Source organism: Streptomyces sp. ISL-98, assembly GCF_018614055.1.
GTDB classification, from domain to species: domain Bacteria; phylum Actinomycetota; class Actinomycetes; order Streptomycetales; family Streptomycetaceae; genus Streptomyces; species Streptomyces spiramyceticus.
The window spans coordinates 68770-81890 of sequence record NZ_JAGGPB010000019.1 but is presented as its reverse complement, the minus strand read 5'-3'; the positions used below and the strand labels follow the sequence as shown (position 1 = coordinate 81890).

The window sequence follows — 13121 nt, the reverse complement described above, 5'->3', positions numbered from 1 at the left end:
AGAAGGAGAAGTGGTCCGCCGCGGACCGCTGGACCGGGGGCTTCGATGCGTAAGCCGTTCAATACAGTCGGGGCGCTGACCGGCGCCGTCCTCGTTGCGCTGGGGCTGCTGCTGGCGCTGCTGCTGGCGGGGTGCACGGGGGAGCGTGATCCGCGTGTACCCAGCACTGGCACGGGTGTGCCGCCATCTCCGTCCCCGGCGCCGAAGGTGGCGTCCGGGCGCGAACTGCCCGGCTCGGCGCACACGGTGGGGCTGGCGGCGGACGGGAGCGGCTTCGCGCTGCTCGCGAAATGCCTGGAGGACCCGAGGCGACCCGAGAACGGATTCTGCCGCCAGTACGTGGCGGTGCTGGACAAACTAGACAAAGGGGCCTCCAAGTGGCGGCTGCGCACGTCACCACTGACCGAACGGTCCGGCACGGAGGGCGTGTCGGCGGACCTGAGGGTGTTCGGCTCCGGCCGGGCGTGGGTGCAGGAGTGGACGGAGCAGGACCCGGACCGCAGCTGGTTCACGGCGGACGGCGGCCGCTCCTGGCAGGCGCGTGACGTGAAGCGCGTCGGGGCGGTGCGGTCGATACCGAAGGGCGCCGTCCTGTCCGCGCAGTGCGCGCCGCCGGCCGCCCCCGACAAGCAGGAGTGCAGGAAGAACCGGCTCATGGTGATGTCCCCCGACGACGGCAGACTGCGAGAGCTCAAGGCCCGCCCGCCGCTGTCCGGGATGCTGCTCCCTGCGGCGTACGCGGAGCCTGACGGGTCGTGGTGGGTCTCGGGGAAGGACCGGGCCACGGGGGCTCCGGCGGTCGCCTTCTCCCGCGACGCTGGGCGCAGCTGGACGGCGAGTGTGCCGAATCGGTCGGTGGGGAAGCTTGCGTGGCACCTGCGGGTCTCGGTCGGCGAAGGAGTCGTCTACGCCGCGGAGATGGGGGAGCTCAAGGGCGTTCAGGACGTCAAGAATCCTCTACGGGCCATCTACCGCAGCCGGGACGGCGGCCGCACCTGGGAGCGGACGTGGAGGGCAGGTCCCCAGGGCGAACCGCGGTCGCTGATGGGGGTGCTGGTGCCCGGGCCCGGCGGTCGGCTGGTGGTGCACGCCGAAAGCGGCCGCTTCACCAGTACCGACGGCGGCCGCATCTTCAGGGCGGCGGAGCCGGACATCGAGCACGCCTCGACCGTGCCGCTCGGCCGGTTGGCCGGCGGGGGCGGCTGCGACTACCGGATATCCGCCGACGGCGTGCGCTGGTCCGCGTTCCGGTTGGGTGACTGCCAGGGCTGAGGAGGGGTGATGTGAAGCGCTCAGTGGTGGAAGGCGGTGGCGACGGCCCGGTCCTGGCGGGTCGGGTGCGACTGGCGGCGCAGCTCGGGCAGCAGCTGCTCCAGGCTCTCCGTCAGCAGCGCCGCGAGGTCGGCGGAGAAGCCGTTGCGGCAGACGACGCGGAGTACGGAAAGGTCCTGGCGGTTCTCGGGGAAGGTGTACGCGGGCACCAGCCAGCCGCTCTCGCGCAGTCGCCGGGACACGTCGAAGACGTCGAAGTTCCGTACGCCGGGGGCGGTGGTGAAGGCGAACACCGGCAACTCATTGCCGTGGGTGAGGAGTTGGAAGTCGCCCGTCGCCTCGATGCGTTTCGCGAGCCCGCGGGCCACGTCCCTCGACGTCTGCTGCACGGCCCGGTATCCGTCCCTGCCCAGCCGCAGGAAGGTGTAGTACTGCGCCACGACCTGGGCGCCCGGCCGGGAGAAGTTGAGGGCGAAGGTCGCCATGTCGCCGCCCAGGTAGTCGACCCGGAAGACCAGTTCCTCCGGGAGCTCGGCGGGCGAGCGCCACAGTGCCCAGCCGACCCCCGGGTAGACCAGGCCGTACTTGTGCCCGGAGGTGTTGATGGAGGCGACCCGCGGCAGCCGGAAGTCCCAGACCAGGTCCTCGTCCAGGAAGGGGGCGACCATGGCGCCGGAGGCACCGTCGACATGAACCGGCACATCGAGACCTGTGCGTTCCTGGAGGCTGTCCAGGGCCGCGCAGATCTCGGCGACCGGTTCGTAGGAACCGTCGAAGGTGGAGCCGAGTACGGCGACGACGCCGATGGTGTTCTCGTCGCAGAGCTCGGCCGCGGCCTGCGGATCGAGATGGAAACGGTCGCCCTCCATGGGGACTTGGCGGGCCTCGACCTCCCAGAAGTTGCAGAACTTCTCCCAGCAGACCTGGACGTTCACGCCCATCACCAGGTTGGGCCGGGCACCGCCCGGATAACGGTCCCCCTCCTTTCGTGTCGCTGCGCGCTTGGCCCAGCGGCGCTTGAGGGCCATGCCGGCGAGCATGCACGCCTCGCTGGACCCGGTCGTCGAGCAGCCCACGGCCGTCGCCGGATCGGGCGCGTTCCAGAGCTCGGCGAGCATGGCGACGCAGCGCCGCTCAAGCTCAGCGGTGCGCGGGTACTCGTCCTTGTCGATCATGTTCTTGTCCCGGCACTCACTCATCAGCGCACCGGCCTGCGGTTCCATCCAGGTGGTGACGAAGGTGGCGAGGTTGAGCCGGGAGTTGCCGTCGAGCATCAGCTCGTCATGGACCAGCTGATACGCGGTCGCGGGCGGCACCGGCCCGTCGGGCAGCCGGTGCCTGGGCGGGGCGGACTCCATGCCGCCGACCGGGTCCGCAGCGTCGTAGAAGGGATTGACGGAGAGCCTGGGGCGCGGCTCGCTGTCCTCGCGTTCCTCAGCGCCCCGATGAAGCGGCACGCGTTACTCCTTGGTGATGACGACCGCTGTGCCGTACGCACACACCTCGGTGCCCACGTCTGCGGCTTCCGTCACATCGAAGCGGAACATCAGCACCGCGTTGGCGCCGCGCGCCCCGGCCTGCTCGACGAGCCGCTCCATCGCCTGGTTGCGGGTCTCCACCAGCGTCTTGGTGAGCCCCTTGAGCTCGCCGCCGATCATCGACTTCAGCCCGGCGCCGATCTGGCTGCCCAGGTGACGGGAGCGCACCGTCAGGCCGAAGACCTCGCCGATGACCCGGTCCACCCGGTGGCCGGGCACGTCGTTGGTGGTGACCACCAGTACGTCCGAATGCCCGCTCTGCCCGCCGCCGTAATCCTCGATGCCCATACGCATCCACCTCCTGACGGACAGCTTTGCCCCAGTCCGTGCACCGCGCATCCGCTGGGGAGCCACTGGAACCAGGAGAGCCCCGGTGGCGTTGATAGCTTTGGGCAGCACACCCCGCAGACGATCGATCCCACCCTGGAGCCCGGTACCCGTGAATACGCTTGCGCTCGGACCGTCCTGGCTGGATCCCGACTATCTGCTGGAGCAGTTCGGCCTGATCGGCCTGCTGGTCATCGTCTTCGCCGAGTCCGGGCTGCTCATCGGCTTCTTCCTGCCGGGCGACTCGCTGCTGTTCACCACCGGCCTGCTCGTGACCACGGGCGCGCTGGACACCCCGCTGTGGCTCGTCTGCCTGCTGGTCGTCCTCGCGGCGATCATCGGTGACCAGGTCGGCTATCTCTTCGGCCGCAAGGTCGGGCCTGCCCTCTTCAAGCGTCCGGACTCCAGGCTCTTCAAGCAGGAGAACGTCGAGAAGGCCCACGACTTCTTCGAGAAGTACGGGCCGAAGTCGCTGGTCCTGGCCCGCTTCGTGCCGATCGTCCGCACCTTCACGCCGATCATCGCCGGCGTCAGCAGGATGAACTACCGCTCGTTCATCACGTTCAACGTCATCGGCGGCGTGCTCTGGGGCGCCGGCGTCACGCTGCTCGGCGCCTCGCTCGGCAAGATCGACTTCGTCCACAAGAACATCGAAGCGATCCTCATCCTGATCGTGCTGATCTCGGTGGTCCCGATCGCCATCGAGTATCTGCGCGCCCGCAGCAAGTCCAAGAAGGCGGCCGCCGCCGAGGGCCCGGCCGACGGCACGCCTCCGTCCCAGCGCGGCCGCCACGCCAAGCGCTGACCTCCGCCAGGGCACTCGCCCGGGCCGGTCAGGCCCTAGAAGCCGCGCGTCCGCTTCGCCGCGCGGCGGCTCGCCCCACGGCCCGCTCCCGGCAGCTTGAGGAACAGCCGGGAGATCTCGCCACCCAGGTTCACCCCGATGGCGATCGCCAGTGACAGGGCCGCCGCCTTCGACAGCGAGGCCAGACCCGAGTTCAGATCGTTCTGCGCGATGCCGAGCAGACCGAAGTACGTCGCCGAACCGGGCAGCAGCGGGCCGATCGCCGCCGTGACGTACGGCAGCGCCGAGGCGTACTGGTAGCGCGAGAACAGCTGCCCGAAGAGACCCACCAGGCCGGCCGCGACAGCCGTCGCAGCCACCTGCGAGATCTCGCCGATGTCATGCATCGCGCCGTAGACGATCCAGGCCACCGCGCCGTTCAGCGTCACCATCAGCACGGTGTTCCGCTCCTGCTGGAGCAGGATCGCGAAGGAGAAACAGAGCAGCATCGAGGCCACGATCTGGGTCACCGGACGCGTGGAGCTCTCCAGCGCCGTCGCCGCCTGCAGCTCGGCGCCCAGCTGCACACCCAGATAGAGCACCATCAGTACGCCGATGACGATCGCGATGAAGAAGTACATGACTTCGAGCAGGCGCGCGGACGCGGTGATGTAGTAACCGGTCAGCCCGTCCTGCACGCCCGCCACCAGCGCCCGCCCGGGCAGCAGCGCGAACAGACCACCGGTGATCACCGCCGAGGGCCGGGCGTCCCACGCCGACGTCTGGGGGGCCAGCGTGAGCGCCACGCCTATCGCGGCGGGCGGCATCGCCGCCACCACGAACTGGTAGAACTCCGGCAGCCCCCGCCCGGAGCACAGCCACGCGAGCCGGTCGCCGAGCATCGCCCCGATCGCCGCCGCCACGAAGACCACGGGCCCACCGCCTACCAGCACGGAAGCCGCGCCGGCCAGCAGCCCGCTCGCCATCGTCAGCGCCCACCCCGGGTACGGGTGGCGGTTGCGGCGGATCTCCGCGAGCGTGCCGTACGCCTCCTCCAGCGTGACGTCGGTCTCCGGCGTCGTGATGTCGTCGATGAGGTGGTAGACGGCCGCCAGGCGGGTGTAGTCGGTGCCCCGCCTGCGTACGGTCCTGCTGGCCGTCACCGGATCGTCGACCAGCGAGGGCTGGTACGAGATCGACAGCAGGGTGAAGGTGACGTTCGGCTCGCAGCGGTCCAGCCCGTACGCCCGGCTGACGCCGAACATCGCCGCCTCGACGTCCTCCGCGCCCTCGCCGCCCGCGAGCAGCAGCTCGCCGATACGGAGCGTCAGGTCCAGCACGCGCGGTACGGCGGGCCCGGTCTCGTCGTGCTTCTGCACGGGCTCGGACACGGGCCGGTCGCCCACCGGCATGCGCAGCAGCGTACGCATCCGGTCCTGCCAGGGCGCCTCCTTGGTCAGCCTGACCATGGGGACGCCGTGCGCCGGGGTGAAGGCGGGCGGCGCGTTCCTGGCGTTGTACGTGCTCGGCGTATCGAAGGCGGACGACTCGGGCGGTGCGGGCTGCTCGGTCGTCATCCCCTCGGGGACGGCGAACTCGGAGCTCGGGTGGTCCTCCTCGGGCGGCCCCGGCTGCTCCATTCCGGCCGGTGGCGTGAAGGCGCTGCGCGCCTCGTCCGACTGCGGCTTGCGGTCTTCGGGGCCCTGGCTCTCGGCCCCGCTGCCGCCGCGCTTCGGATCCGCCACCGTTCGCCTCGCTTCCATTCCTTGATCCAGCCGGGCCCGTCCGCCCCGGTTCAGTATGCGGATGGACTGCTTCCCGTCACGAGGGGCTCAACACACGGCGGGCGGTGCGCCCCCGTTGGGGTGCACCGCCCGCCGTTTTTCATGCCACGAGAGCCCGGAGGCTCATCGGTTTCGCCAGGGTCGCCAGTGGCGTCAGTGGCTGCCGCCCTGCGCCTGCAGGCGCTTGTAGGAGGCCTCGACCTCGGCCTCGGCCTCGGTGCGGCCGACCCAGTCGGCGCCCTCTACGGACTTGCCGGGCTCCAGGTCCTTGTAGACCTCGAAGAAGTGCTGGATCTCCAGCCGGTCGAACTCCGACACGTGGTGGATGTCGCGCAGGTGCTCGACACGCGGGTCCGACGCCGGTACGCACAGCAGCTTGTCGTCGCCGCCGGCCTCGTCGGTCATACGGAACATGCCGATTGCGCGGCACTTGATGACACAGCCGGGGAAAGTCGGCTCGTCGAGCAGAACAAGGGCGTCCAGCGGGTCGCCGTCCTCGCCGAGGGTGTTCTCGACGAAGCCGTAGTCGGCGGGGTAGCTGGTGGAAGTGAAGAGTCGACGGTCCAGGCGGATCCGACCGGTCTCGTGGTCCACCTCGTACTTGTTCCGCGAACCCTTCGGGATCTCGATGGTGACGTCGAACTCCACGGGTGGCTCCTCCATGATCAGCACATACTTCGGGTGGTTAAGTGTCCCTCACGCAGGTGTGTGATCGCGAAAGGGGCTGGTCCGAGGTGCCGGAGTGGAGAACGTGGCAGCTCGCGGCGGGCGCAGCCGTGCTCGGTCTCGCCCTCTCTGCCGGGGCGGTGACCGCGGCAGGCCCTTGGGACTCCGGTCAGCGTAAGGCCGAGCGGGAGTGGGCCGCCTCCCAGAGCCGTACAGGTGGCGCACGTCACCAACACCCGGCGCGCGACGCCCCGGCGCCCGCCCCCAGCGCCCCCGGCGTACTCGCCGCGCTCGGAGCGCCCGTACCGCCGCCGGTCGAGAGCGGCCTCGCCGACGCCCTGGAACCCCTGCTCCAGGCCCCCGCCCTCGGCACGCTTCGTACGGCGTCGGTGATCGACACCGCGACAGGCACGCAGGTGTACGGGAAGGGGGACCGGGACCAGATGGTCCCCGCCTCGACCATCAAGATCGCCACGACGGTGGCCGCGCTCTCCGCGCTCGGTCCCGACCACCGCATCGCCACCACGGTCGAGGCGGCCCCCGACGGCAAGAAGATCACGCTGGTCGGCGGCGGCGACCCGACCCTGGAGCGGGAAGACCTGGGCTCCCTGGCCGACGACACCGTACGGGCGCTGCGCGACCGCGGCGTCGGCGAGGCGGAGCTGACGTACGACACCTCGCTCTACTCGGGGCCCGACCTTCACCCCATCGGCCCCAACGCGAACATCAGCCCCGTAAGCCCCCTGATGGTCAGTGAGGGCCGCCTGGACGGGTCGCGCAGCGGCCCCGCCCCGCGCACCGGAGACCCGGCGGGCGACGCCGCCCGAGCCTTCGCCGACCTGCTGAGCGAGCGCGGTCTGACGACCAAGGGGGGCCCGGCGCCGGGCAAGGCGCCCGACGAGGCCGAGCCGGTCGCCAAGCACCTCTCCGTGCCGCTGTCCGCACTCGTCGAGCGCACCCTCACCAACAGCGACAACGACATCGCCGAGGCCCTCGCCCGGCAGACGGCCCTCGCCTCGGACGAGCCCGCGAGCTTCGAAGGCGGAGAAAGGGCGATCGAAGCCCGGTTGAAGAAGCTTCAACTACCGCTGTCCGGCGCCCGTTTCGCGGACGGCAGCGGCCTCGACCGCGCCGACAGCGTCTCCGCCTCTCTGCTGTCCAGCCTCCTGGCCCGCGCCGCCGACCCGGCCCACCCCGAGCTGCGGCCCGTCCTGACCGGCCTCCCCGTGGCAGGTTTCAACGGCACCCTGAAGAGCCGTTACACGAAGGAATCTCCCGGTACGGGCATGGTCCGCGCCAAGACCGGCACCCTCACCGGCGTGAACGCCCTGGCCGGAACTGTCGTCGACGCGGACGGCCGCCTCCTGGCCTTCGCCTTTCTCGCCTCGGGCACCAGCGGCCCCGGAGCGGCCCAGTCGGCCCTCGACAAGCTGGCTTCCGCGATCGCCAACTGCGGCTGCGAGCCCGCCGAGGGACGGCCCGGGAACTCGTGAACCCCGAGGAAGTTCAGGGGGACGGGTGGAGGACAACACCTCACCGCAGGCCGGTTCGACAACGTACGGTTGACGCATGACGAGCATCGGTGGTGCGGAGATGGTCGACTGGAATCTCGCGGTGGCGACGGCGACCCGGCTGGTGAGGCCGGGGCCCGACGTGACGCGCGACGAGGCGCGCGCCGTCGTCGCGGAGCTCCGCCGGCACGCCAAGGCGGCGGAGGAGCACGTCCGCGGCTTCACGCGGATGATCCCCGACGGCCACAAGCCGGAGGACACCCCGGTCCTCGTCGTCGACCGGGCGGGCTGGATCAAGGCGAACGTCGCCGGGTTCAGGGAGATCCTCAGGCCGCTGCTGGAGAAGATGCAGGACCGCAGGGGCTCGGGCCCCGGCGGCGCCGTGCTCGGCGCGGTCGGCGGCAAGGTGACCGGCGTCGAGGTCGGCATGCTGTTGTCGTTCCTCGCCTCGCGCGTCCTCGGCCAGTACGAGACCTTCGCCCCGGCCACCCGCGAGTTCCCCGCGGGGGCCAATGGCGGCGGCCGCCTCCTGCTCGTCGCCCCCAACATCGTCCACGTCGAGCGCGAGCTGGAAGTGGACCCCCACGACTTCCGGCTCTGGGTCTGCCTGCACGAGGAGACGCACCGCACCCAGTTCACGGCCGTGCCCTGGCTGCGCGACCACCTCGAAGGCGAGATCCAGTCATTCCTCGGCGAGACCGAGGTCGACCCGATGACCGTCCTGGAGCGCCTGCGCGAGGCGGCCCAGTCGCTGGCCGGCGGCCGACCCGAGGGCGAGGCCGGCGAGAGCGGGCGCAGCCTCGTCGAGATCGTCCAGACCCCTGCACAGCGCGAGATCCTCAGCCGCCTGACCGCCGCCATGTCGCTGCTCGAAGGCCACGCCGACTTCGTCATGGACGGTGTGGGCCCCGACGTGGTGCGGTCCGTCGCCGAGATCCGCGAGAAGTTCCAGCAGCGCAGGGCCCGCGGCGCGAGCCGTCTCGACCAGGCGCTGCGCAAGCTGCTCGGCCTGGACGCCAAGCTCCGGCAGTACCGTGACGGTGAGCGTTTTGTGCGGTCTGTGGTGGAGGAGGTCGGAATGGACGGCTTCAACCGGGTCTGGACCTCGCCGAACACGCTGCCCACCAAGGCGGAGATCGCCAAACCGGCGGATTGGGTCGCGCGGGTGCACCGTAAGGCAGAGTCGTAAGCGCGATGCGGCCGATGGCAGGAGAACACCCCTCTTAATCACCCATCCGAGGGACCGTGAGCGCTGGGTAGGCGTGCAATGCTCGGGGAATGGCCCGGCTCTGTCACCATCGACGCACTCTGAGTGACTGGCTTCTCCTCCCGAGGCACCCCCAACTTCACCGAAGGGCACCGGACATGGGTCCCCATCCTGCGGTCGCAGCGATACGCCTGGCGGTCCGCCGCGTACTCCACGACGTACTGAACGACACCACCGAGCACACCAGCGCCTCCCACCCCTCACACGCCTCCCACGAGCCGCCGACGGCGCCGCTCGTGCTGGTCGCCTGCTCCGGCGGTGCCGACTCCATGGCGCTCGCCTCCGCCCTCGCCTTCGAAGCACCCAAACTCGGCATCCGGGCCGGCGGCGTCACCGTCGACCACGGCCTCCAGGACGGTTCCGACACTCGCGCGGGCGAGGTCGTCAACCGCCTCGCCACGCTGCGCCTCGACCCGGTCGAGGCCGTCGCCGTGACCGTCGGCCGCGAAGGCGGTCCCGAAGCGGCCGCCCGCGACGCCCGCTACGCCGCGCTGGACGCCGCCGCCGAGCGTCTCGGCGCCGCCGCCGTCCTGCTCGGCCACACCCGCGACGACCAGGCGGAGACGGTCCTGCTCGGCCTCGCCCGCGGCTCCGGCATCCGCTCGCTCTCCGGAATGGCCGCCGTCACCGGAGCCGGGCGCTACCGCCGCCCCTTCCTCCACATCGACCGGCAGACCGCCCGCAAGGCCTGCATGGTCCAGTCGCTCCCGGTCTGGGACGACCCGCACAACACCGACCCCGCGTACACCCGCTCACGACTGCGCCACGACGGCCTGCCGGCCCTGGAGAAGGCGCTCGGCAAGGGCGTCGTCGAGGCCCTGGCGCGCACGGCGCAGCTCTCCCGGGACGATGCCGACGCCCTCGACGACTGGGCCGCCGAGGCGGACGCGTCCGTACGGGACGACGCCGGGCTGCTGGTCTGCGCGAAGCTCTACGCCCTGCCGCCGGCCGTACGCCGTCGCGTCCTGCGCCGTGCCGCCATTGCGGCGGGCGCACCGGCTGGATCCCTCTTCGCACGGCACGTCGAGGAGGTGGACCGCCTGATCACCGGCTGGCGCGGGCAGGGAGCCATCAACCTCCCCGGCCGGGTCGAGGCACAGCGGCAGGGTGGCAGACTGGTCATTCGGCAGGGCTGAGCCGAAGTACTACGAAAGTGATGCGGGTGGACGCGAACGACATGGGCACCGACCTCAAATCGGTGCTCATCACCAAGGAAGAAATCGACGCGAAGCTGGCTGAGCTGGCTGAGAAGATCGATGCGGAGTACGCGGGCAAGGACCTGCTCATCGTCGGTGTCCTCAAGGGCGCAGTGATGGTGATGGCGGACCTGGCGCGTGCGCTGTCCACCCCGGTCACGATGGACTGGATGGCGGTGTCGTCGTACGGCGCGGGCACCCAGTCCTCCGGCGTGGTCCGGATCCTCAAGGACCTCGACACCGACATCAAGGGCAAGCACGTCCTGATCGTCGAGGACATCATCGACTCGGGACTGACGCTGTCGTGGCTGCTGTCGAACCTCGGTTCGCGTGAGCCGGTGTCCCTGAATGTCTGCACCCTTCTGCGCAAGCCGGAGGCGGCGAAGGTCGCGATCGACGTGAAGTGGGTCGGTTTCGACATTCCGAATGAGTTCGTCGTGGGCTACGGCCTGGATTACGACGAGAAGTACCGGAATTTGCCGTTCGTCGGCACTCTCGCGCCGCACGTCTACGGCGGCTGAGCCGAGCCGCACCTTCCCCAGGGGAACCCTCGCCCGTGTCCCGCCGTTGGAGCATGGGAAGGAGGGTTTGTCAGCCGTCCCCCGCAGTCACGGGTGACAATGCTGGGGTACCGTCCGAAGAACAGTCTTTTTAAACAGCAGCATTTACCTACGGGCAGGAGGGACGGGGCGATTACCGCCCCGTATGGATGGACGTGAAGCGATACTTCCGTGGGCCGGTCATGTGGATCGTGCTGGCCGTCCTCGCCGTGGTCGTGTTGATGCAGGTTGTCGGCTCGTCCGGCGGCTACAAGACGGTGGACACTGCCGAGGTCGTCCAGGCGATCGACAAGAACCAGGTCAAGCAGGCCAAGCTGACGACCGGTGACGAACAAGTCATCAGGGTCGAGCTGAAGGACGGCCAGAAGGTCAAGGACAGCAGCAAGATCCAGGCGAGCTACATCGGCGACCAGGGCGTCGCGCTCGCCAACAAGCTGCAGTCGAAGTTCGACAGCGGGGACATCGACAAGGGCTACACGGTCTCCCCCTCCAAGCAGAACCCGTTCGTCGGGATCCTGCTCTCGCTGCTCCCCTTCGTCCTCATCGTGGTTGTCTTCCTGTTCCTGATGAATCAGATGCAGGGCGGCGGCTCCCGGGTCATGCAGTTCGGGAAGTCCAAGGCCAAGCTCATCACCAAGGACACCCCGAAGACGACGTTCGCCGATGTGGCGGGGGCGGACGAGGCTGTCGAGGAGCTCCACGAGATCAAGGAGTTCCTGCAGGAGCCGGCGAAGTTCCAGGCCGTCGGCGCCAAGATCCCCAAGGGCGTGCTGCTGTACGGCCCGCCCGGTACGGGCAAGACGCTGCTCGCGCGTGCTGTCGCGGGTGAGGCCGGCGTCCCGTTCTACTCGATCTCCGGTTCCGACTTCGTCGAGATGTTCGTCGGTGTCGGTGCCTCTCGTGTCCGTGACCTCTTCGAGCAGGCCAAGGCGAACGCTCCGGCGATCGTCTTCGTCGACGAGATCGACGCCGTCGGCCGGCACCGCGGTGCCGGTATGGGCGGTGGCCACGACGAGCGCGAGCAGACGCTCAACCAGCTGCTCGTCGAGATGGACGGCTTCGACGTGAAGGGTGGCGTCATCCTGATCGCCGCCACGAACCGGCCCGACATCCTCGACCCGGCGCTCCTGCGCCCGGGCCGCTTCGACCGGCAGATCGCGGTCGACCGCCCGGACCTCATGGGCCGCCTGGAGATCCTCAAGGTGCACGCCAAGGGCAAGCCGGTCACGCCGGAGGTCGACCTCCGGGCCGTCGCCCGTCGTACGCCCGGCTTCACCGGCGCCGACCTGGCGAACGTGCTGAACGAGGCCGCGCTGCTGACCGCCCGTAGCGACAAGAAGCTGGTCGACAACCACTCCTTGGACGAGGCGATCGACCGCGTCGTGGCCGGACCGCAGAAGCGGACCCGGATCATGAGCGAGAAGGAAAAGAAGATCACCGCGTACCACGAGGGCGGACATGCCCTGGTCGCGGCGGCCTCTCCGAACAGCGACCCGGTGCACAAGGTCACCATCCTGTCCCGCGGGCGTGCCCTCGGTTACACGATGGTGCTCCCGGACGAGGACAAGTACTCGACCACGCGCAACGAGATGCTGGACCAGCTCGCCTACATGATGGGCGGCCGTGCGGCCGAGGAACTGGTGTTCCACGACCCGACGACGGGCGCCTCGAACGACATCGAGAAGGCCACTGCCACGGCCCGCGCGATGGTCACGCAGTACGGCATGACCGAGCGCCTCGGCGCGATCAAGTTCGGCCAGGACGGCTCCGAGCCGTTCCTCGGCCGTGACATGGGTCACCAGCGGGACTACTCGGAAGAGGTCGCCGCGCTGGTCGACGAAGAGGTCAAGAAGCTCATCGAGACCGCGCACAACGAGGCGTGGGAGATCCTCGTCGAGAACCGTGACGTTCTCGACAACCTGGTTCTGGCCCTCCTGGAGAAGGAGACGCTGAACAAGGAGGAGATCGCCGAGATCTTCAGCCCGATCGTGAAGCGCCCGGCCCGCCCCGCGTGGACCGGTTCTTCCCGCCGCATGCCGTCCACGCGGCCGCCGGTGCTCTCCCCGAAGGAGCTTTCGCTCACCAATGGCGTCAACAACGCCAACGGTGCGGCTCCCGCGGTGACCGCCGGTTCTGTGGACACCCCGGCCACCGAGGCGATCCCCGAGGAGCGCCCCGAGAGCTGATCACCCCGGCCCCGAGGGGCCCGGAATGGA

General features: G+C 69.7%; 11 protein-coding genes. 7 read left to right on the top strand and 4 right to left on the bottom strand.

Going from position 1 to position 13121, the window contains the following annotated elements:
- Positions 1 to 45: 45 nt before the first annotated feature.
- On the top strand, positions 46 to 1272 hold the full coding sequence (locus J7I98_RS13365; RefSeq protein ID WP_251020562.1) for a sialidase family protein: 1227 nt from the start codon (positions 46 to 48) through the stop codon (positions 1270 to 1272).
- Positions 1273 to 1292: 20 nt separating this feature from the next.
- Here J7I98_RS13365 and J7I98_RS13360 read toward each other — a convergent pair whose 3' ends face one another.
- Entirely contained in the window at positions 1293 to 2729 is a 1437-nt protein-coding gene (locus J7I98_RS13360) for a glutamate decarboxylase (protein ID WP_214920878.1), read from the bottom strand.
- Positions 2730 to 2732: 3 nt separating this feature from the next.
- Positions 2733 to 3098 (bottom strand): YbjQ family protein, encoded by a 366-nt coding sequence (locus J7I98_RS13355; RefSeq protein ID WP_214920877.1) that lies wholly within the window; start codon positions 3096 to 3098, stop codon positions 2733 to 2735.
- 151 nt (positions 3099 to 3249) lie between these two features.
- Between J7I98_RS13355 and J7I98_RS13350 the strand changes: the two genes are divergently transcribed.
- Positions 3250 to 3942 carry a DedA family protein gene (locus J7I98_RS13350; protein WP_214920876.1) on the top strand — a complete coding sequence of 231 codons (693 nt, stop codon included), beginning with the start codon at positions 3250 to 3252 and terminating at the stop codon, positions 3940 to 3942.
- Between the two features lie 35 nt (positions 3943 to 3977).
- On the opposite strand, the gene J7I98_RS13345 is transcribed toward J7I98_RS13350, so the two are convergent.
- Both J7I98_RS13345 and J7I98_RS13340 read right to left on the bottom strand, forming a co-directional pair.
- On the bottom strand, positions 3978 to 5684 hold the full coding sequence (locus tag J7I98_RS13345; RefSeq protein WP_214920875.1) for a threonine/serine exporter ThrE family protein: 1707 nt from the start codon (positions 5682 to 5684) through the stop codon (positions 3978 to 3980).
- A 174-nt stretch (positions 5685 to 5858) separates the two neighbouring features.
- Positions 5859 to 6353, bottom strand: a complete 495-nt coding sequence (locus tag J7I98_RS13340; protein ID WP_069930540.1) for an inorganic diphosphatase — start codon at positions 6351 to 6353, stop codon at positions 5859 to 5861.
- Positions 6354 to 6439: 86 nt separating this feature from the next.
- On the opposite strand from J7I98_RS13340, the gene dacB reads away from it, so the two are divergent.
- The 5 genes from dacB to ftsH all read left to right on the top strand — a co-directional run bounded on the left by dacB (position 6440) and on the right by ftsH (position 13091).
- Positions 6440 to 7864, top strand: coding sequence for a D-alanyl-D-alanine carboxypeptidase/D-alanyl-D-alanine-endopeptidase (gene dacB, locus J7I98_RS13335; protein WP_214920874.1), 1425 nt, complete (start codon positions 6440 to 6442; stop codon positions 7862 to 7864).
- A gap of 76 nt (positions 7865 to 7940) precedes the next feature.
- Positions 7941 to 9071 (top strand): zinc-dependent metalloprotease, encoded by a 1131-nt coding sequence (locus J7I98_RS13330; protein WP_214920873.1) that lies wholly within the window; start codon positions 7941 to 7943, stop codon positions 9069 to 9071.
- A gap of 176 nt (positions 9072 to 9247) precedes the next feature.
- Positions 9248 to 10285 (top strand): tRNA lysidine(34) synthetase TilS, encoded by a 1038-nt coding sequence (gene tilS / locus J7I98_RS13325; protein ID WP_214920872.1) that lies wholly within the window; start codon positions 9248 to 9250, stop codon positions 10283 to 10285.
- 20 nt (positions 10286 to 10305) lie between these two features.
- Complete coding sequence (hpt, locus tag J7I98_RS13320; protein WP_214920871.1) at positions 10306 to 10866, top strand: hypoxanthine phosphoribosyltransferase; 561 nt, start codon at positions 10306 to 10308, stop codon at positions 10864 to 10866.
- 188 nt (positions 10867 to 11054) lie between these two features.
- Positions 11055 to 13091, top strand: a complete 2037-nt coding sequence (gene ftsH, locus J7I98_RS13315) for an ATP-dependent zinc metalloprotease FtsH (protein WP_214920870.1) — start codon at positions 11055 to 11057, stop codon at positions 13089 to 13091.
- Positions 13092 to 13121: the final 30 nt, after the last annotated feature.

Coding starts and splice junctions, on each gene's coding strand:
- J7I98_RS13330 (WP_214920873.1), top strand. CDS start 7,941: ATGACGAGCATCGGTGGTGCGGAGATGGTCGACTGGAATCTCGCGGTG.
- tilS (WP_214920872.1), top strand. CDS start 9,248: ATGGGTCCCCATCCTGCGGTCGCAGCGATACGCCTGGCGGTCCGCCGC.
- J7I98_RS13355 (WP_214920877.1), bottom strand. CDS start 3,098: ATGGGCATCGAGGATTACGGCGGCGGGCAGAGCGGGCATTCGGACGTA.
- hpt (WP_214920871.1), top strand. CDS start 10,306: ATGCGGGTGGACGCGAACGACATGGGCACCGACCTCAAATCGGTGCTC.
- ftsH (WP_214920870.1), top strand. CDS start 11,055: ATGGACGTGAAGCGATACTTCCGTGGGCCGGTCATGTGGATCGTGCTG.
- J7I98_RS13345 (WP_214920875.1), bottom strand. CDS start 5,684: ATGGAAGCGAGGCGAACGGTGGCGGATCCGAAGCGCGGCGGCAGCGGG.
- J7I98_RS13365 (WP_251020562.1), top strand. CDS start 46: ATGCGTAAGCCGTTCAATACAGTCGGGGCGCTGACCGGCGCCGTCCTC.